This window comes from uncultured Imperialibacter sp., from assembly GCF_963974565.1.
Lineage (GTDB): Bacteria > Bacteroidota > Bacteroidia > Cytophagales > Cyclobacteriaceae > Imperialibacter > Imperialibacter roseus.
Genome location: NZ_CAXBCJ010000007.1, coordinates 18,342 through 38,314, shown reverse-complemented (window position 1 = coordinate 38,314; position 19,973 = coordinate 18,342). Strand labels below are relative to the sequence as shown.

At 48.0% G+C, this 19,973-nt stretch carries 18 protein-coding genes; 4 read left to right on the top strand and 14 right to left on the bottom strand.

What is annotated here, in order from left to right:
* The 4 genes from AAC052_RS11380 to AAC052_RS11365 form a co-directional block, all read right to left on the bottom strand.
* Positions 1 to 1,275 (bottom strand): Glu/Leu/Phe/Val dehydrogenase, encoded by a 1,275-nt coding sequence (locus tag AAC052_RS11380; protein WP_317489209.1) that lies wholly within the window; start codon positions 1,273 to 1,275, stop codon positions 1 to 3.
* Positions 1,276 to 1,418: 143 nt separating this feature from the next.
* Positions 1,419 to 2,249, bottom strand: a complete 831-nt coding sequence (locus AAC052_RS11375) for a phosphatidate cytidylyltransferase (RefSeq protein ID WP_317489210.1) — start codon at positions 2,247 to 2,249, stop codon at positions 1,419 to 1,421.
* Positions 2,230 to 2,436 (bottom strand): DUF2007 domain-containing protein, encoded by a 207-nt coding sequence (locus AAC052_RS11370; RefSeq protein ID WP_151997733.1) that lies wholly within the window; start codon positions 2,434 to 2,436, stop codon positions 2,230 to 2,232. Before AAC052_RS11370 ends, AAC052_RS11375 begins: the two co-directional genes overlap by 20 nt.
* Positions 2,429 to 3,370 (bottom strand): CPBP family intramembrane glutamic endopeptidase, encoded by a 942-nt coding sequence (locus AAC052_RS11365; protein ID WP_339813323.1) that lies wholly within the window; start codon positions 3,368 to 3,370, stop codon positions 2,429 to 2,431. The genes AAC052_RS11370 and AAC052_RS11365 overlap by 8 nt, the downstream gene beginning before the upstream one ends.
* 60 nt (positions 3,371 to 3,430) lie before the next feature.
* Here AAC052_RS11365 and dusB point away from each other — a divergent pair, with 60 nt between their 5' ends.
* Together dusB and AAC052_RS11355 are read left to right on the top strand one after the other, a co-directional pair.
* Complete coding sequence (dusB, locus tag AAC052_RS11360) at positions 3,431 to 4,426, top strand: tRNA dihydrouridine synthase DusB (protein WP_339813677.1); 996 nt, start codon at positions 3,431 to 3,433, stop codon at positions 4,424 to 4,426.
* Between the two features lie 26 nt (positions 4,427 to 4,452).
* The gene (locus AAC052_RS11355; RefSeq protein ID WP_339813322.1) at positions 4,453 to 5,325 is read left to right on the top strand and encodes a DMT family transporter; all 873 of its coding nucleotides are present in this window, start codon (positions 4,453 to 4,455) and stop codon (positions 5,323 to 5,325) included.
* 5 nt (positions 5,326 to 5,330) lie between these two features.
* On the opposite strand, the gene AAC052_RS11350 is transcribed toward AAC052_RS11355, so the two are convergent.
* From AAC052_RS11350 to AAC052_RS11335, 4 genes are all read right to left on the bottom strand, one after another.
* Positions 5,331 to 6,815, bottom strand: coding sequence for a DASS family sodium-coupled anion symporter (locus tag AAC052_RS11350; RefSeq protein ID WP_339813321.1), 1,485 nt, complete (start codon positions 6,813 to 6,815; stop codon positions 5,331 to 5,333).
* An 81-nt stretch (positions 6,816 to 6,896) separates the two neighbouring features.
* Positions 6,897 to 7,835 carry a DUF1684 domain-containing protein gene (locus tag AAC052_RS11345; RefSeq protein ID WP_317489214.1) on the bottom strand — a complete coding sequence of 313 codons (939 nt, stop codon included), beginning with the start codon at positions 7,833 to 7,835 and terminating at the stop codon, positions 6,897 to 6,899.
* A gap of 58 nt (positions 7,836 to 7,893) precedes the next feature.
* Positions 7,894 to 8,277, bottom strand: coding sequence for a DUF2141 domain-containing protein (locus AAC052_RS11340; protein WP_339813320.1), 384 nt, complete (start codon positions 8,275 to 8,277; stop codon positions 7,894 to 7,896).
* 23 nt (positions 8,278 to 8,300) lie between these two features.
* The gene (locus tag AAC052_RS11335) at positions 8,301 to 9,218 is read right to left on the bottom strand and encodes a hypothetical protein (RefSeq protein WP_339813319.1); all 918 of its coding nucleotides are present in this window, start codon (positions 9,216 to 9,218) and stop codon (positions 8,301 to 8,303) included.
* 106 nt (positions 9,219 to 9,324) lie between these two features.
* Between AAC052_RS11335 and AAC052_RS11330 the strand changes: the two genes are divergently transcribed.
* Positions 9,325 to 10,554, top strand: a complete 1,230-nt coding sequence (locus AAC052_RS11330; protein ID WP_339813316.1) for an FAD-dependent oxidoreductase — start codon at positions 9,325 to 9,327, stop codon at positions 10,552 to 10,554.
* Between the two features lie 86 nt (positions 10,555 to 10,640).
* Positions 10,641 to 11,624, top strand: coding sequence for a Gfo/Idh/MocA family oxidoreductase (locus tag AAC052_RS11325; RefSeq protein ID WP_339813315.1), 984 nt, complete (start codon positions 10,641 to 10,643; stop codon positions 11,622 to 11,624).
* Between the two features lie 5 nt (positions 11,625 to 11,629).
* Here AAC052_RS11325 and AAC052_RS11320 read toward each other — a convergent pair whose 3' ends face one another.
* The 6 genes from AAC052_RS11320 to AAC052_RS11295 form a co-directional block, all read right to left on the bottom strand.
* Positions 11,630 to 12,208: a Uma2 family endonuclease gene (locus AAC052_RS11320; protein ID WP_339813314.1), complete on the bottom strand. Its 579-nt coding sequence runs from the start codon at positions 12,206 to 12,208 to the stop codon at positions 11,630 to 11,632.
* A gap of 16 nt (positions 12,209 to 12,224) precedes the next feature.
* Positions 12,225 to 12,605, bottom strand: coding sequence for a co-chaperone GroES family protein (locus AAC052_RS11315; RefSeq protein WP_151997806.1), 381 nt, complete (start codon positions 12,603 to 12,605; stop codon positions 12,225 to 12,227).
* Positions 12,606 to 12,664: 59 nt separating this feature from the next.
* Positions 12,665 to 13,999, bottom strand: coding sequence for a DNA recombination protein RmuC (gene rmuC / locus AAC052_RS11310; RefSeq protein WP_339813312.1), 1,335 nt, complete (start codon positions 13,997 to 13,999; stop codon positions 12,665 to 12,667).
* 19 nt (positions 14,000 to 14,018) lie between these two features.
* Positions 14,019 to 15,296 carry a divalent metal cation transporter gene (locus AAC052_RS11305; protein WP_339813310.1) on the bottom strand — a complete coding sequence of 426 codons (1,278 nt, stop codon included), beginning with the start codon at positions 15,294 to 15,296 and terminating at the stop codon, positions 14,019 to 14,021.
* Between the two features lie 81 nt (positions 15,297 to 15,377).
* Positions 15,378 to 16,088 carry a hypothetical protein gene (locus tag AAC052_RS11300; RefSeq protein ID WP_339813308.1) on the bottom strand — a complete coding sequence of 237 codons (711 nt, stop codon included), beginning with the start codon at positions 16,086 to 16,088 and terminating at the stop codon, positions 15,378 to 15,380.
* Positions 16,089 to 16,171: 83 nt separating this feature from the next.
* Positions 16,172 to 19,936, bottom strand: coding sequence for a hydantoinase B/oxoprolinase family protein (locus tag AAC052_RS11295; protein WP_339813307.1), 3,765 nt, complete (start codon positions 19,934 to 19,936; stop codon positions 16,172 to 16,174).
* Positions 19,937 to 19,973 lie beyond the last annotated feature (37 nt).

Below are 19,973 nucleotides of genomic sequence, written 5' to 3'. Positions count from 1 at the left end.
CTAAAATCTACCTCTGAATTTATAAGTTTTAGCTACTTTATCGATGGCTACAATATAAGCGGCAATCCTTAAAGAAACATTATACTCCTGAGAGGTTTTGAACACGTTGTTGAACGCATCCTTCATGATCCGGTCAGACCGCCGGCTCACCCTGTCTGCAGTCCACTTATAACCAAGGCGGTTTTGTACCCACTCGAAGTAGGATACAGTTACCCCGCCAGCGTTGGCCAGGATGTCAGGCACAGCCATGATGCCCTTGTCGTTCAGCAAAGCATCGGCTTTGGCTGAAGTTGGCCCATTGGCGCCTTCCACAATCAGCTTCGCCTTTATCTGGTCTGCGTTGTGCACGGTAATCACATCTTCTTTTGCTGCCGGCACCAAAACGTCGAGGTTAAGGGTGAGCAGATCATCGCCCGCAATTTTTTCGGCACCTTTAAAGCCCTCAAGTGAGCCGTTATTGGCATTCCGATACTCTATGGCTTTGTTAATGTCAATTCCGCTGTCGTTGTAGTAGGCTCCGGAAATATCGCTCACAGCAACGACCGAGGCACCTCTTTCTTCCAGAAGTGTAGCGGCCCATGATCCTACGTTACCAAACCCTTGAACAGCCACTTTCGCATGGTAAGGATTAATTTTCAATTTCTCCATTGCCGCCAGCGCAGTAATCATTACCCCACGACCTGTAGCCTCAGTACGGCCCAAAGAACCGCCCAAAACCAGGGGCTTGCCTGTAACAACCGCATTCACAGTCATGCCCTGAGCACGGGAGTATTCGTCCATCAACCAGGCCATTTCACGAGGGCCCGTACCCATATCGGGGGCGGGAATGTCTCTGTCAGGCCCGAAGATTTCGACAAGGGCACCTGTATAGGCCCTGGTCAACCGTTCGATTTCGCCCGGCGACATATTGCGTGGATTACAGATGATACCGCCTTTGGCACCACCATAGGGAATGTCCACCACGGCGCATTTCCACGTCATCCAGGCGGCCAATGCTTTTACTTCATCCAGGTGAACGTCCATGTCGTAGCGGATGCCACCTTTAGAAGGGCCAAGAATGTTGGAGTGAATTACCCGATAGCCTTCAAACACTTGTACGCTGCCATCATCCATGGTAATAGGAAGGTTCACTATTACCTGCTTAACAGGCGACTTCAGCACGTTGTACACCTCATCATCCAGTCCAAGACATTTTGCTGCAATGTCAAACCTGGACATCATCGATTCGAAAGGATTTTCTTTGTCCTTTATCGGTGCCGGTTCTATGTAAGCCATAAAAATATAATAGGGTTAATGTGTTGTATTCGGTGGCAAAGCTACTAAAAGCAATAGAAAGTTTGCTCAAAAAAGCTGAAATGTACATTTTTTAGCAAAGGTGTCAAGTATCTGTGAAATGGGAGCTTAGCACACTGGTAAAATCAGAGAAGCCTTAGAAAAACGATAATAAAAGGCACGGATAGCAACAATCCATCAAAACGATCCAAAAACCCGCCATGCCCTGGAATACTTTTGCCTGAATCTTTTATCTCCATGCTTCTTTTGAAAAGAGATTCTACGAGGTCACCATAGGTTCCAGCCACAATGATGATAACGGAGACTGACAGCCATTCCCAGAGAGGCAACACAGTAAAGTACATGGAAAGGCCATAGGCCATTGCCAGGGAGGTCAGGGCCCCTCCCACACTTCCTTCCCAGGACTTCTTTGGAGACACTCTTTCGAAAAGTTTGGTTTTGCCAAAATTGACTCCGGCAAAGTAGGCACCGGTGTCGCTTGCCCAAAGTATTAGTAGCAATCCGACTATTATCTCCCAATGATATTCGCCCCTCGAGAAGGCAATAAAGTTAAGGAGAGCAAAAGGCACGGCTACGTAAATGATCCCCAGAAAGGTAAAACCAATGTTGGTAAATGGGTTCTTTTCGTTTTTCTTGTAGAGCTTGATAAAAAAGATGGTGGCCAGCAAAGGAAAAATAAGAAAGGCGTATTTACCGTCAATCTCTCCTGTTTCCACAAAGAAGGTGAGACAAAATATAATCGCCCCTATAAAGCAACCCAGGAAGCGCAGCGGCAAAATGCCATGAAGCCGCACGAGGTTGTAAAACTCCATTTGGGTAAGAAGAGTCAGGATAAAAAAAATGGCAAAATACGTGTAGGGGCTGTAAATAATCAGAAAGAGCAAGATAGGGGCTCCTATAACTGCTGCGATAATTCTTTGGGTTAGGTTGTTGAACCTATTCAAAATGGATGTCATCGTTGATCATTTTCACAGCGCTGAGGACATTCTCAGATGAAACATACACCTCATAGTTGCCCAACTGATAGAGAGAATCTTTTTTGCTAACTACCACAGCGGAAATATCATTTTCCTCTAGTACTGCCTTCACAATCTCTGCTTTGTGCTGTTGGTTATTAGTAAACACCTTTTGCCAGTTATCCATCAGCGTTTTCCAGGTTCCTGTGAAACTTAATAAAGAGGTAAGTGAGGGCAGCACCAATAATAAAGAAAAACCCTACTGTTTCCAAAGGCACCGTCTCTGTATCGTCGATGTTGAAGTCGACCAGGTCATTTTTGTAAAGGTAAAGCATCACCAGGCTGAAGCCATTGTTGAAGAAGTGCGCCAGCATAGCTAGCACCAGGCTGCCCGACCAGTAGAAAATGTAGCCAAAAAGGGCACCAAGGAGCATTCGGGGAACAAAGCCATAGAACTGAAAATGAAATGCACTGAAGAATATAGCTGCTACCCAAATGGCGATATGCGGATTGCGTGTGAGCTGCTGAAGTCGGGTTTGGATGAGACCTCTGAAAAGAAGCTCTTCACCAATGCCGGGTATAATGGCCACAACAAGTAATGCAACCAGTAGTTCGCCAAAACCGGAGAAGTCAGTCAGATAGTCGGTAATGACCTTGAGTTGCTCCTCTTTCGCCTGCGCCCATTGCTCAAAGCCACTCATAAACTCCGGGAACTTCAGGTTGAGGTTCCATTCTATAAAAAGACTGTTGACAACCATGAAACAGAAAGTGATCAGGATGACATAAGTCAATGGCTGCCAATAGCGGGTGTCAACGGAAAAATAGGTGTTTACTTTTGTGCCTTGATAGAGTTTGATGTAGAACAGGGGCACTAGAATAAACGCTCCGAGCGATCCCACAGCCTGGGTGGTGTACAGCGCCACTTTGGATCGTGGGTCGCCCATGTCCGTCAGGAGCCTCATTGTTTCTTCAAACCCAGTATTAAAAAGCAGCATCAGCGGCAGTACGGAAATTATCTGAAACACGATCATTCCACCAAAACAAAATAAAACCAGCTGAAGCAGGCCAAGCCCCGGCCCCTTCAAATCTCTGATTTCAAGGAAACTATTGTACTTTTGCATCTTGTTAGATTAGCTGATGTAACACAACTGGTCACATTCGGCCCTAAAGGTAGACATACGGTGGTAAAAATAGGTAACATAGAACTGGGAGAATTCCCGCTTTTGCTCGCACCCATGGAGGATGTAAGTGATCCTCCGTTCCGTGCAGTGTGCAAAGACAACGGCGCTGACCTGATGTACACCGAGTTTATCAGCAGCGAAGGCCTCATCCGTGACGCCATAAAAAGCCGCAAGAAGCTCGATATTTTTCCTTACGAAAAACCTATTGGTATTCAGATTTTTGGTGGAGACGAGGAGGCCATGGCTATGTCGGCGAGAATAGTGGATGCCACACAGCCCGATATTTTGGATATCAACTACGGTTGCCCGGTGAAGAAAGTGGTCTGCAAAGGTGCGGGTGCCGGGGTGCTGCGGGATATTCCGTTGATGGTCAGGCTGACCCAGGCAGTGGTGAAATCTACAAGCTTGCCGGTGACAGTAAAAACCAGGCTTGGCTGGGATGACAGCAGCATCAACATAGAAGAGGTGGCAGAACGACTTCAGGACGTAGGGATAAAAGCCCTTAGCATACATGGTCGAACCAGAGCGCAGCTTTACAAGGGTGAAGCCGACTGGACACTGATCAGAAAAGTGAAGGAAAACCCCAGGATACAGATACCGATCTTTGGCAATGGCGACATTGACACTCCGGAAAAGGCGCTTGAATACAAGAACAGGTATGGAGTGGACGGCATCATGATAGGAAGGGCAGCAATTGGCTATCCATGGATTTTTAATGAGATCAAACATTTCATGAAAACCGGAGAAAAGCTGGCAGCGCCGAGCATGAAGCAAAGAATAGAGGTGGCCAGAAAGCACCTTAAGTTCTCTGTTGAATGGAAAGGTGAGAAGACAGGCATTCTGGAAATGCGCAGGCACTACACCAGTTATTTTAGAAATATCCCCAACATAAAGCCCTACAGGCAAAAGCTGGTAGAGTTCGACGCCTATGAACAGGTTGATGAACTGCTTTGTGAAATGGAGCAGGAATTCATGAACGCTTTCGTGGAGGCATAGACAATATGAGCAAGCCAGCCAGCCAGATGAGTGACAAAGCACTCGCATGGCTTTTACTGATTACACTTTCTTTCATTTGGGGTAGCAGTTTTATTCTGATCAAAAGGGGGCTCGAAGTCTATTCTCCATTGGAACTTGGTGCCCTTCGTATAGTGACAGCGGGCTTGTTCCTTCTGCCGGTGGCAGTAAGCCGGATTGGTAAACTTTCGAAGCGGAACTGGCAGATTCTTCTTCTTGCTGGTTTTGTAGGAAGCTTCGGGCCGGCTTTTTTGTTTGCCCTCGCACAAACGCATCTCGATAGCGGGCTGGCAGGGTCGCTCAACGCACTTACCCCTCTTTTCACCATTTTGATAGGGAGCTGGTTTTTTAGTTCCACTTTCACCAGAAGGAATGCTATTGGCATTGCCATTGGCTTTGTGGGTACAGTACTTTTGATATTTGCCGGGAGCGATGACGGTATCTCAGGCTTCAATTTTTATGCGTTGTTTGTAGTGCTTGCTACCATCATGTATGCTACCAACCTGAACATCATCAAGGCGTATCTCGCAGACCTGAAGCCGTTGACAATTACCAGTGTTTCGCTGCTTATGGTGCTGCCTCTCGCACTGGTTATTCTGGCAAGCGCCACCGACTTCAGCACAAAAATCATTTATACAAAAGGAGCCTGGGAGGCCCTCGGCTATATAAGTATTCTGGGCGTTGTCGGGACAGCGATAGCGTTAATCATATTCAATAAAACAGTGCAGATTTCAACACCCCTGTTCACCAGTTCTGTTACTTATATCATACCACTCATTGCCGTGATATGGGGTCTTCTGGACGGCGAAAGATTGCTTGTCACCCACTATATAAGCATGGCGCTTATTCTTGTGGGTGTTTTTATTGCCAACAGGAGGTAGTCCGCCTAAAACGGGTTCACTGACAAGTCGATACCGAGCACCAGCTCCATCAAAAAATAGACCGAAAGCGTGATCAGCACCGTGCTGGCGAGGTTCAGTGCAAAGCCTTTTCGAATCATATCTTTCATTTCCACATGACCAAAACTAAATACAATGGCATTTGGTGGAGTGGCAATAGGTAGCATAAAAGCGCAGGAGGCAGCGAGTGTAGCGGCGATCATTGGCCCAAACGGATGCACGCCAATCGACTGAGAAAGGGCAGCCAAAATCGGCAGCATGATAGAAGCCGTGGCTACATTGGAAGTGACCTCGGTTAAGAAGTTGAGCATGAGGGCGATTATGAAAATAAGAAGCAGGAGGTTAACACCTTCGAGCAACGACATTTGCTGGCCAATCCATTCAGCCAGGCCAGACTCCTGAAAGCCAGCTGCCAATGCCAGCCCGCCACCGAACAGAACAATTATCCCCCAGGGGAGCTTCACCGCCGACTCCCAGTCCATGACCATTTTGTTCGCTTCACTTTTAGCAGGCACCAGAAACAAAGCCAATGCACCGCTCATGGCAATGATGGTATCGTCAAGACCAGGAAGGAATTTTTTGAGAAGGAATGAGCTGGTTATCCAGGAAAAGGCAGTTAGGGTAAAGACAGCAAAGACGGCTTTTTCTTCCCAGCTCATTTTGCCCAGTTCTTTCAGGTCGTCCTCGATTTGCTTCCTGCCTCCTGCAAGGGGCTTTTTTGGCAGAGGGTAGGCCACCCTCACCATATACCACCAGAGGATTGTTAACAGAACGACAACAAGAGGCATCGCAAAAGCCATCCAAAGAGCAAAGGATATTTCGACATCGAAAAGCTGCTGAGCGATGGCGGAGAAGACTACGTTGGTAGGCGTGCCTATCAGTGTTCCCATGCCTCCAATGGAAGCCGCATAGGCAATGCTGAGCATGAGCGCCTTCCCTAAATTTGCCTTGAGCTTCACTTTGTCGGGCATGTCACTCTTGTCGATAATGCCTCCAAGCTGACTGATCAAAGCTATGCCAATCGTCACCATCATGAGCGAAGTGGCTGTGTTTGAAATCCACATGGAAAGAAACGCCGTAGCGATGATGAAGCCCAGCACGATACCCCGGCTGTTGGTGCCCACCCATGAAATAATGGTGAGAGCGATTCTTTTGTGCAGGTTCCACTTCTCCATGGCAATGGCGATAATAAAGCCTCCCATGTAGAGGAATAAAATTTTATTGCCATAAGCGGCTGTTACTGTGTCGATTTTGGCGCCGCCAGTTAACGGCAGTATCACAATCGGCAATAATGAAGTGGCAGCCATGGGAATGGCTTCGGTTGTCCACCACGTAGCTACCCAGAGTGTGCAGGCCAAAACCGACCGGCCCGATTCGCTCATCCCTTCGGGCTGTACTATAAACTGGAAGATAATGAAAAGGACTGGCCCCAGCACGAGTCCAATTTTAGAAGCCAGCGATTTGCTTTCCATTCAGCGGATATATTTAGGTAGGTGCCTGAAATTAGAAAATAGCACAGAAAAGCCCAATCCTTTGATCAAAAGTATGAACAATCAATAGTGGCTGGCAAATTTTTCCCCGGCCAATATTGCCACCTTCAACTTGTTTTGAGGGGGAGGAAGCGGACAAGTTGCAAAAGGTGTGTACACGCACGGTGGATTGTACCCCTTGTTAAAGTCCATCACCACTTCCCCACTGCTGTTTGGTTTTGTAGTATACATATAGCGGCCACCTCCGTACGTTTCTTCTCCCGTTGTTTCATCAGCATATGTCACAAAAAACTCATCACCTTCTTCTGTCACATCTAGCGCATATTCCTCGCCATCTTTTTCAAACACAAGCCTGCCCGGGCTTGGCTGGTCATAAGTGATGCCAAGGATGTTTTGGATTTTCAGCACTTTAGGGGGATCGTACGGCTCAAATTCAGCGGTGATCACCCAATTTACATCCACAGGGTAGGAATCGATCGATTGAAGAGAGTCTAATTTTGGGTTTTCAAAGTCCCGAAGGCGCACTGCCAGTTCATCACCTCTTTTAATGACAAACCAGGTAAGCGCCTCGTGGCTCATTTGCAGACTCATATGCATAGAGTCGTCGTAAACCAACTGTAGGGCTGGGGCTTCCCATATTGAGTCTTTTCCCTCTTCTTTCATCATGACCACAGGCTCAGAAGGGGCCTCATATAGTACAGATTTGGTATTAGTCACTCGCAGCTTGCCTAAAAAAGCGGGTGCTTTTTCAGGAAATACAATCTTGTTGGACGAATCTGACCCAAAGGTAGACAAGCCCTTGTTAAGGATGTAAAGGCCTGCAAGGTTGACATAGCCGTTGGGGGCCTTTAGTTTTTCGATTCGTTCCTGTTGCCATTTTTGATGGGCTACTTTGTAAGCTGCTACTTCTTCCTCCGACATTTTATGGTCGCAAGAGGTCAAAAGAAATGACGTGATAAGCGATAAAAAAGAAAGACGGATAATTATCGTTGAGACTTTCATGGCTGGATTGGTCGGTAGACTATGCTTTTCCTTTTACGAGATAGTAATATCTGACGAATTATCGAAGCGAGATGCTGTGGGTGGCAGTCTTTGCTTGAAAGGTAACTGAAGCTTCTTCGAAATCAGGGGGGCCAAGTACCCCCATGGAATCATTTCCAAAACCATAAGGTTCTTTTGGTATGCCGAAAAGGCCAGTGTCAAGCTTGCCGTTTTCATTCTCGTCGTGAAACACACTAATGGCATAAGAGCCAAAGGGAAGACTTGTGAATTGCACCCGGGCCGATTCTCCGCTTACCTTTTCTACCTTGCCTTTGTAAAGCTGATCCGTAAGAAAATTCTCTTTTAAATCGTAAAGGGCCACACGAATGTCGCCCTTTACGTTTTTTATCCCTTTGATCTCCACAGTAAGAGTGCCTGATGAATCGCTTTGGAGCCAATTCAAAAGAAGGCTTAGAACTACGACTATCACTTTTCCACTACACGGTCAAAGTCAAACTCGTCCATGAATTTCTGCGCCTCTTTAAGGTTTTGGAACTCGAAGGATTTAGATTCACCGTCTTTGGCATGAATCTCCACCTTGATCAGGATCACTTTTTTACCGGACAAAGGATCATCAACAAACGTGGCGTTCTCCGGTACGATAAACTGGCCGTCTTTTCTAACCAGCCCCAATTTTTTGTCTTTGTGCTTTATGCGGTTACAGTATGAGCATTTGTAGTGTTGAACAATTTTGCCTTCCTCTGTTTCCGTGGCCTCGCTGATGATTTCCTCGCTTTCAAGCTTCAGCGTTTGGAAACCACACCTGTCGCACTCTATCGCAATGAGGTTGCCCGGATACTTTTCAATCTTAGTTTCGCCTGTTTCCTGATCTATCCATACGTCGTAATCAACACTGAAGATGTTCTCTTCCGCCTGCATCCCCTCGTCAAGGTAAACGTCCTCCTCTTCTTCACTAAGCAGCTTCATTTTGTTGCCAGTTTTAGGATTGACCCGGGGAGTATATCTGAACTTTTTCAGCCTTTTCGATTGGGCCGTAGGGTAGTAGAATTTAAGGATGAGAAAAGCAACATAACCGTACAAAGTACCTATGGCAATGGTGATAAACAGCCTAACGAAGAACCACACAAAGTTCAGTTCGACTGTCTCGTCTTTGTAAGTGTTGGCATACCCTGTAATGGCCAGCGCAATGCACAAATGCATCACCCAGAGGAGCTTTGATTCATACTTGCTGGTAAAATCATACTTCTGCTTAAGCTCTTTAAAACTGGAAATGCGAAGCTTTGTAATGATGTATATAATAACTGCGAGAGCAATCAATATATAGGCTCCATTTTCCATGAAGTTGTGCCAAGCAAGAAGAAATCCCGACGCCTGTTCTTCCATAATTTTCGTTTTAATTAAGGTTCTAATTCAATATTACATAAATTTCATTTACCAAGTAAAATCAAGTTACCTGAACTCTAATAACACATCAAAATAATTATACCCCATGGCCTGGAAAAATATGTCGACCATTGCTCCCAGATACGCTGAGGCTGATAATGTTGCAGATGTTTTTAAGCCTGCGCTTCCTTTATCGACCCGTATTACTGTGGCTGGGGCGGGTGCCTTTGGCGGGTGGACAGCGCTGAATTTGCTTAGGCTTGGCTACAAAGTAACGCTGTTTGACCCATGGGGTGCAGGCAATTCCCTGTCAAGTTCCGGTGGAGAAACAAGGTTGATGAGGAGCGTATATGGAAACAATAGCTTTTATACGAAGCTGGCCAATGACTCGTACGATATGTGGCTGGAAACGGAAGCCTGGGAAGGCAGAAAATTGCTGCAAACCACAGGCAATTTGTGGATGGTGGGTGAAAATGACAATGAAATGCGGAGTGCTGTCGCCCAGATGGATGGTTTGAACCTTCCCTACAAGATTTTCAAAGCCAGTGAAGTACCAGATCGATTTTCGTATATCAATTGCTCCGACCTTTCGCACCTGATCCTGGAAGAAAAAGCTGGTGTGCTTAAAGCCAGGGAAAGCTGCCAGGCGGTGCTGGAAAAATTTGTCTCTGAGGGAGGGCAATATGTTGCAGAGGCGCTAAAGCCTGGCGTAGTCAAAAATGGTAAAATAGGAACCTGTGAAACTTCATCAGGGGACAGGCATGAAACAGACATCTACCTGTTCGCTGTTGGACCATGGCTTAAGTCGTTGTTTCCGGAGGTGCTTGGACAAAACCTGGCTGTTACCCGGCAGGAAGTGCATTACTTTGGTTTGCCTGCTGCAAAAGCTAGTTTTTTTGAAGCAAATTTACCCAGCTGGATTGACATGTCCCATGATGGCGGCTTTTATGGCATTCCCGGGGGCTTTCAAAGGGGCTTTAAGGTAGCGTCTGACAAGCGGGGTCGTGAAATTGATCCAACAACCCAGAGCCGGATGCCAGAACAGCCGGAAGTAGAAAGGGCAAGGGACTATGTGCATCACAGGTTTCCCGGCCTGGGAAGTTTGCCGCTGGCCGAGTCCAGGGTCTGCCAATACACAAATACGCCCGATGGCAGTTTTATTCTGGATACGCATCCCGAAGCTTCGAACGTTTGGTTGCTGGGCGGAGGATCGGGCCATGGTTTCAAGCATGGGCCTGGCTTGGGAAAAATGGCAGCAAGTATTATCGTCGGTCAGCAGGGCCTCCCTACTTTGCTCTCACTCAGCAGGTTTAAAAGTAGTGGTTTGATAGTATAACTATTGTTATAAATTGGCGTTCAAATGAAAATATTGATGTATTTAGCTAAAGATTTGTCTAATACTATTCTAATAAAAGAGAATTAATGAATACCTATCGCTGGGGGATTGTTGGACTGGGGCGAATTGCCCACAAATTTGCGGAAGCGTTAAAAGTGATCCCCACTGCCCAGCTGGTAGCGGTGGCCTCAAGAGACAGAAAAAATGCGGAAGCTTTTGCTGAACGTTTTGAAGCAAAGACGTTTTACGACAACTATGAAGACCTCATTCTCGACAAGGAAGTTGACATAGTTTACATTGCCACTACTCATCCGTCCCACGCATCTCTGGCCAAGGCCTGTCTGCGTTTTGGCAAGCCAGTTCTTTGCGAGAAACCCTTTGCCATGAATTACCAGCAGGCCAAAGAGGTATATGAGGTGGCCCGTGAGTCAGGTGTGTTTATAATGGAGGCTTTGTGGACACGGTTTCTTCCGTCGATGAAGCGGGTGATTGAGATAGTGAAAAAGGAAGAGATCGGTCATGTTGTTTCTATCCAGGCTGATTTTGGTTTCAAAGCTCCCTATGATCCTGGAGCCCGGCTTTTCAACAAAGAATTAGGCGGCGGGGCATTGCTCGACGTGGGTATTTACCCTGTTTTTCTCACGACAGCCCTTCTGGGTGAGCCGACAAAAATACAGGCCAGCGGAGTGATTGGGCCAACCGGGGTAGATGAGCAGTGTGCTATGCTGCTGGAGTATGACAATGGGGCAATTGCCAGCCTTTCGTCCTCCATTATTTCAAATAATACTCAGGTGGCCAGCATCAACGGGTCGAAGAGTCGTATCCAGATTGATCAGCCTTTTTGGGGACAAACCAATATCAATATTTTTACCGATTGGAAGCCCCGGGGGCTTGTGAAGTTTGACTACCCGAGCAATGGCCTCAACTATCAGATAGCGGAAGTGCACAAATGCCTGGATGAAGGCAAAACAGAGAGCGATCTTTGGAGCTATGGCGACAGCCTCCTTGTATTAAAGACCCTCGACAGAATCAGGGAAAAAATTGGGTTGAAGTATGAGGCGGATGTTTAATCCACCTAAATCAATTTCGAAAGATCCAGCCGGAAGCCAGGTAGCACGTTTTCGCCGTCCAGGAAAAAATCAAATGAGTCAACCTCTTTGACAGGCTGAGAAGGCTTGTAGATAAACGCTTTTTTCAGTTCCGGGTCGATCAGCCAGCCTAATTGCACTCCGTTGGCTATCCATTCCTCCATCTTTTTCTTCATGGCGGGGATAGAATCAGAAGGAGATTTAAACTCAACTACGAATTCCGGTGTAATTGGCGCAAACTTGTTTTTCTGTTCGCCGCTGATTTGACTCCATTTTTCTAATGACACCCAGGTTGCGGGAGCAGCTTTCATAGAGCCATCGGGCAAAATAAATCCGCCATTGGAAAAGGCTATTCCAAGGCTGGAATTTTTCTCTGCCCAGTTGCCCAGCTGTGCTAGAATTTTTAAGCCGAAGCGGCTTGTACGGCATCCCGCCAGTGAATCAATGATGAGATTTCCCTTTACGTCTCTTTCTATACGTAGTTCTTTGTTAGCCAGGCAGATTTCCAGCAATTCGTCATCCGAAAATCGGATTCTTTCAGGAAATTTTAAGAGAGTGGCTGCCATTTAGATAAACTGAAGTCTAATCAAATAAATCCTCTTCCCGCTCCAGCATCAAAATAGCCGACTGCGGCACAATGAAGTACTTTTCTCCCTTGTAGTGCACCTCGAAGGCAGCCTTTTGCAGGAAAATGGCCATGTCCCCTTCTTTTGCCTGAAGCGGCACATATTTCACTTTGTCCTCTTCAGCTTTCCAGGGTTCGTCGTCGTCGGCCTGCATAGGTATAGGGTAGCCAGGCCCCGCTTTCACGATGTATCCGCTTTGTATTTTTTCCTTCTCCTGCACTCCCGGAGGCAGGTAAAGCCCACTTTCGGTTTTCTCTGATTCCTTTTTTGGCTTGACCAATACCCTGTCGCCCACTATTACCAGCTTTTTAAGCTTATTGTCTGCCGTCAATTCCATTCTTTTTTCCTTCATCAGGTTTCAAAGTTACTCTTAAACCGAAAAACGTACAAAACAGTTTAGTCCATTGATCTGTCGATGAGCCTCTGGTCAAGTTGCTTGGTAGTTTTGGCTCCCAGCTCTCTCAACCGCTCGGTTTTGCGAACAAGGTTGTCCTTGCCATCTACCAGCTTATTCATTGCCGCATCGTAGTTTTCCTTGGTCTGCTTAAGGCTGTTGCCCACCTTAACCAAGTCGGCCACGAAACCATCGAACTTGTCGTAGAGTGCGCCAGCTTGCCTGGCAATCTCTTCAGCATTTTTGTTCTGCATGTCCTGTTTCCATATGTACGAAATAGTGCGCAGGGTGGCAAGCAGTGTGGTGGTAGACACCAGCACGATGTTTTTGTCCAGGCCCTTTTCATAGAGCGCATGATCCTCTTTGTAAGCAACAGTCAGTGCAGGTTCGTTTGCCACAAACATCATCACATAGTCGGGCTGGCTGATTTCGTAAAGATTTTGATAGTTGCGCTCGCTGAGCAACTTGATATGGCTGTAAATGCTATCAATATGCAGCTTCAGGAATTTCGCTTGTTCCAGGTCGTTTTCAGCATTGAAAAAATTAGTGTAGGCCGTTAGCGAAACTTTTGAATCGAGTACCAGGTACTTATCATCCGGAAGTTTGATGATGTAGTCGGGGCGCTGATTGGAGCCGTCCTCATTCTTAAAGTTCTTCTCTTTAAAGTAGTGGATGTCTTTCTGGAGCCCGGCTTTTTCCAGGATTGCCTCCAGCTGCATTTCCCCCCAGCTTCCCTGTGATTTGCTGTCGCCTTTCAAGGCTCGGGTGAGGTTCTCCGCTTCTTTGGTGATCTGCTGGTTCAGCTCCCGAAGGTTTTTGATTTGCTCGCTCAGGCTGCTGTTCCACTTCAGGCTTTCTTTGTTGGTGTCTTCCACCTTTTTTTCAAACTCAGCTATTTTCTCCCGTAGCGGATTGAGCACCTCGGCTATATTCGTCTTGTTTTGGTCAGTGAATTTTTTACTTTTTTCTTCAAAGATTTCCTGAGCAAGGTGCTTGAACTCTACAGTGAAACGCTGCTGAAGCTCTGCTACCTCTTTTTTGTGCTCTTCCAGCCTCTCCTGTAGATTTTTATAATTGGCTTCCAGCGTAGAGTTGCGTGTGCTCAGCTGAATTACCTTTTCCCTTTCTGCCTTAATCTCCTGCACATATCCGGCTGCTTCTTTCTCCACATCTTCCAACTTGCCCTTCAATAAGGCGTTTTGCGTATTCTGCTCATTGCTTTTTGCCTCGAACTCACGTTGCAAGCTTTGTTTGGTAGTCGACTGTCTGGCTAGCAGGACAAGTGCTGTAGCCACCAAGCCAATGGCCAATCCGATAAGGAGCGAAATCAAATCCATGGTTAACGTGTAAGAAATTTTATCGTCTGAAAATACGAATTCCCAGCCAAATCAGGGGCAAAAGTGCCAGCAGGGAAATCGTTGCAAAGTAAAGACTATCGAAGCTGCCCTGGTAGCCGATAGCCATAAAAATTGCCCGTGCCACCTGGTGAATGCCAAGGAAAAGCGTAACACCAACGATGAGAAGCCCTGCCACATTGGAAAAAGGGCCATTGATATGATTGACCATTAGCCTGGTGTTGTTGAGCACCAGCAGAAGGCCGGTGGCAGCTACCGGAAGCAATACTCCATTGATGGCCTGAGCTAGCAAGATAACAGGTACGGGGCGTAAGCCGAGCAGTCCAAACACCAGGCCAACGACGAGTATTCCACCCCACACAAGTCTATAATTTATTCCGGCGGCCTCCCAATTCTTTTCTCCCTTGCCCCAAATGCTTTGTGCGGTGATAGCGGAGGCTAATGGTGCTGTAATGGTACTGGTAAAGCCGGCGGCGAAGAGCCCAACGGCAAACAGGTATTTGCCGGGAAGGCCTACAGCTTTTTCCAACACAGTGGCCATGCCTTCGAAGGAAAAAGGAAGTGACGCCAGCGTGCCTGAGAGCAAGACCGCCATAGAAACAATGCCACCCAGACCAATGGCAATGATGAGGCCTAATCTCATTTCACCCAATTGCTGACCTTTGCCAAGGCCAGAGCCCAAAAACAAGTTGTAGGGCACGATGGTGGTGCCGACCAACCCAATGACCAGCAAAATATCGTCGGCGGGAATTTGTGGAATAAAAAGGCCTTTGGTGATGGCTAGCAGAGATTCGTTAATGAAAAAGGAAGTATACAGAAAGGCCACGCCCATTACTGCTACCAGCATGCCCACCGACTTGGCTATGGAACTCGCAGAGCCTCCCCATAAAAGAACGGCGGCAATGCCGGTAATGGCCAATGTAAAAACCCACGGCGGGAGAGGAAGCAACAGGCCCGCCCCCGATATGGCACCAACAATATTACCCGCCTCGTAGGCAGCACATCCGAAAATCACGGCTCCTCCAAGGAGCCACTTCATCCACGGTTGGTTGCCAAAAGTGAGCGTGACGGCCTCCCCAATGGTCAGTCCTGAGGCGATAGTAATGCGGGCGGCTCCTTCCTGCAGCACCATGCAGGCCAGGGTTGAAAACAGCAAGGCCCAAAGCAGGGAGACGCCGTGGGAAGCCCCTGCCAGCGAAGCCGTGGTAATTGTTCCCGGGCCGATGAAAGCGGCAGAGATGACCGACCAGAAGAGAATGTTAAGGAGCTTCTTTTTCAAAAGAGAAGTGTGAATAGATCAGCCCCAATATATGGCATATGGACCTATTAATAAACGCTATTGATGAGATGCGGGAACTTCTTACTTTTTAAAAGCACTCAACTCCACATAGCTATTCAGCTGACCTTTTTCGTCGTAGGATTCACTTTTCACCATTCCTGCGCCTTCACTCAGGTAGTCTACACTCGAAGAGTTCATCGTTCTTTTCATGCCCATGATCGACACGGTAGACTCTGAGTCGTAGGTCATTTTGAAGCAATCGTAGGTGCCGGCGGCCGTAGTTATTTTCTCTTTGCCAACCACTTTCCGGTTCTTGATCGACACATTGGTGTTAGTAGCCATAGCTTTCATGGCGGGGTTGTCGGAGACAATCGTCACCACAAAATTCAGGTCTTTCAAAGACTGCCCCGTTTTCAGGTCAGATGGGATGGTTAGTTGGTCACCCTCGAATACGACCTGAACATCTTCCATGCCCTCCATTCCCTGTGGCATAAAGTTCCTCATGTCCATTTTGAAAACGCCGTCTTCACAAATCATCTCGATTTCGTTGTTGCTCAGCTCTTTCTTTTTGTCGTACATGGTCACTCTGGCTTTGATAGTTTGGTTGTTGCCAGAGCCGGTCACTGATAGAATTTCTGTCTTGTCCTGAGAGACTTCTTTCCCTTTTTTATTGAAATAGGTTCTTTCTATCACCGCCCCCTCATTGTAGTTGAAATAGGGATTGCACTGGCTAAATACCTGTTGAGAAAAAACAAGAAGGCTAACTGCGAAAAATGATTTGAGTAGTTGCATGGGAAATAGTGTTTTGCATTATTTTCCATAAAAATAGTACAAAAGCGATAGACTGTCAATGCTCGTCAAGTAGCAGTCGCTGCCTATGAACCCCACCCGCCGCCGCCCGGCGTTTCAATGACAATGGCATCGCCAGCTTGCAAATCCATTTCGTCAACGCCTTTTAACTCGATGACTTCTCCGGTTGACTTTTCGACATGTTGCTTGCCGGTGGCCCCCGACCTTCCTCCTTCCATGCCGTATGGAGCTTCTACCCTGTGTTGCGTGAGGAGGGTCAGTTCTACAGGCTCGTTGAAACGAAGCTTTCTCACAATGCCGTCGCCACCCTTCCATATGCCCAGCCCTCCCGAGCCTTTTCTAATCGAAAACTCTTCTACCCGCACCGGATACCTCCACTCCATGATCTCGGGGTCGGTAATGCGGGTATTGGTCATGTGATGGTGGATGGCATCGGCGCCGTTGAAACCGGGACCTGCGCCCGTGCCTCCGCAGATGGTTTCGTAGTAGCCGAAGCTTTTGTTGCCAAACAGGAGGTTGTTCATCGTTCCCTGGCTACAGGCCGAAAGCTTCAGTGCCTTGATCAGGGTGTCGACCAGCCGCTGGCTGACTTCGGTATTGCCCCCAACGACCGCCGGACATTTGGAGGAGTCGGCAGGAAAAGGCGGGTTGAGCAAACCTTCAGGGAGAATGATTTCCACCTGTTTCATAATGCCTTCGTTCAACGGGATGTCCTCCGAGATCAGCAGCCTGAGCACATAAATAACTGCGCTTCGCACAATGGCGGGCGTCGCATTCAGGTTGCCAGGATGCACCTTTGAGGAGCCTGTGAAGTCAACTATTAGCTTATCATTTGCCCGTTGTAGTTTTACTTTCAACGGGCTCCCGTCATCCAGTTTTTCAGCAGCTTCGAACTCATTGCCTGGTAGCTTTTGCAATTGTACCCAGAGTTTTTCGTTGGAATAGTCTTTGAGCCGCTGCATATAATGCAGCACTTTTTCAGCTCCTTCTTTTTGGCAGAGCGAAAGCAACGCATTTTGACCAGCTTTAATTGACGACAGCGCCGCATTCAGGTCGGCCATGTTCTCTGCCACGGCCCTGGTGGGGTAGCTGTGTGCTGTAAGCACTTTTTCTATTGCTGGCCATCGTGCTTCTCCCCTTTGGATCAATAACAAGGGGCTAATCAAGACTCCCTCCTCGGCCAAATTTTTGGCGTCGGGCGGCATAGAGCCTGGTCTTTTACCTCCCAGCTCCGCATGGTGGGCCCGGTTGGCTACATAGCCCAATAGTTTTTTCCCCTCAAAAACGGGGGCAATGAGTGTGATATCGGGCAGGTGAGAACCGCCGAAACCGGGATGATTGGTAACTGCCACATCGTCTGGGCCAAGAGGCAGCGCTTCCAGCACCTTGCGCACGCATAGTCCCAGCCCACCCAAATGCACTGGGATGTGGGGCGCATTGACTACCAGCTCGCCTTTCGGATCAAGCAAGGCGCAGGAGAAATCGAGGCGTTCTTTGATGTTTACTGAAAAGGCCGTGCGCATGAGCAGCGCCCCCATTTCTTCGGCAATGCCCCGAAACCTGTTGGTAAACAGCTCGAGGGCTACGGTTTCGTGTATCTCGTTGATGCCAGCAGAGGCTTTTTTCAAATCTAAGATGACATTGAGCTCGTGCCCCAGGTTCGCTTGCCAGCCCGGGGCGACCCAGGTAGTGGAAGTTTTTGAAGCCAGCAGGGCAGGACCTTCAATTTTCGCTCCGGGCGACAAAGTTTCCCAGTCATAGAGTTGAGCCATTAGCTGCTTGCCCTGGTGCGTTATTTCTTTGGTTCGTTGCGATAATGCGGTATGTGCTTTGACATGCTCAGTGCCAGTCTCTTTGCTTATTTTCAGTGCAGAAACCTTCACCTTTATCGACTCCACTTCGATAGCCCGGTTCTCTACCCAATGACCAAACAGTTCCTCATACTTACTTTTGAAGGCAGCGTGCAGGCTTGCATATCTTCCAGATTCAACTTCTATCACTGCATCTTGCCCTGAAAAGCGGAGATAGGCAGCTACAAATGTGGTCTCTGTTTCCAGAATTCCCTCGCTTTTGAGCATCAACGCTGCTTCTTCAGCGGCCGTGGCGACGATTGATTCAAAATGATGCTTTAGGTCATTGAGAGGGTTCAGCACTTGTTGCGTAACTATGCGCTCCTCAACGGCCTTGCCAATGCCGTAGGCACTCAGCAGTCCGGCATCGAAGGGCACGATGATTTTTTTCATGCCCAGTAGTTCAGCAATGGCGCAGGCATGCTGTCCACCGGCCCCACCAAAGGCAAGAAGCGCATGCTCGCTTGGGTCGTATCCTTTTCTCGTGGAGATGTTTCTGATGGCTTCCGCCATCCGTTCGTTAGCAATTTGCAGATAGCCTTCCAGCAAGCTATTGGCTTGCGGGTGCTCCCCGGTTTGGTTTTTTATTTCGTTGAGCTGCTCTTCCAGCCTTTTCGCCGACTCCCCTTTTTGCACGGGAATGCCAAACTTTTCCTCATCCACTCTCCCAAGCAGCAGATTGACGTCAGTGACGGTCAGTGGGCCGCCGGCACCATAGCAGGCTGGCCCGGGCTGTGCGCCGGCGCTTTCAGGCCCCACCTTTAGCTTATGCCCATCGAACGAGCAAATGGAGCCGCCGCCTGCCGCTACAGTTTCTACAGCCACCGAAGGAGAAGCAATTTTTGCCTGGCCTACTTCACACTCAAAACGGTAGTCGGGCTTGCCGGAGTACCGGCTCACGTCGGTGCTGGTACCACCCATGTCAAGGGTAAGAATATGCTCCATCCCACATAGTCGGGCAATTTCGGCAGCGCCCACTACCCCCCCGGCCGGGCCACTGAGTAAGCTGTCTTTCGCATGAAAATCGTTGGCACTGATGAGGCCACCCGCACTGGTCATCACTTTTAGTGAGCTGTCGCTTGACAGCTTGTTCGAAACCCCTGTTAGATACGCAGAGAGGATGGGGTTCAGGTAGGCGTCCGCTACAGCTGTTTCGGCTCTGGGGAGCAACTTGATGGCAGGGAAAAGCTGCGACGAAACGGATACATACGTTAGTCCGGCTTTTTTACACAGGTCGAGCGCCACCAATTCATGTGCTTGGTTTTTGAACGAATTGAGAAAGGAAACAGCGACCGATTGAATCCCCTGCTCTTTTATTTTTTCAATGATTCGCTCTACCTCGCCTGAATTTAAGGCAAGTAACACGTTTCCCTGCGCATCTATTCTTTCATTTATCTCAAAAACATTCGAGTAAAGCGGCTCAGGTTTTTCGATTTTCAAAGCGAAAATATCGGGCCGCTGTTGTGTGCCGATACGAATCAGGTCTTTGAGCCCTTTGGTCACCATCCAGGCAGTGTTTGCTCCCTTTCTTTCAAGTAAAGCGTTGGTGCCCCTGGTAGTGCCCAGCCGCATGTCCATGGGAGGCAGTGCTCTGTCTAAAGCCGTTTTGGTGATTAATCGGGCAGCCAGCACGGGGGCTTCTTCGCCGCCGTCCAGCTCGAAGTCGCAGGGAAAAATCAGCCCGTTCGGCAATGAATTGACCAGAGTAAACGTAAAGTTGTTGGGGTCGAATTGGGCGATGGAATTGCCGGGGAAGTTTTGACCAAGAACCCTTATTTTGTAGCCCTTTAAAATATCTTTATCGACAGCGAACGAAGCATCTGCACGAAAAGCATTTTTAGCCACCTGCTCAACGGCTTTTCCCCTCAGCTTGCTGCTGCTGAGCACTTTCACTCTTTTTATCTCACCATTGGGTGTTTCTGCCAGGCAATCGGTAAAGGTGCCGCCTGTATCGACCCAAATCTTCCACTTCTTGTTCATGGCTATTTTCTTGCGACGCAAACTAAGTAACGGAACC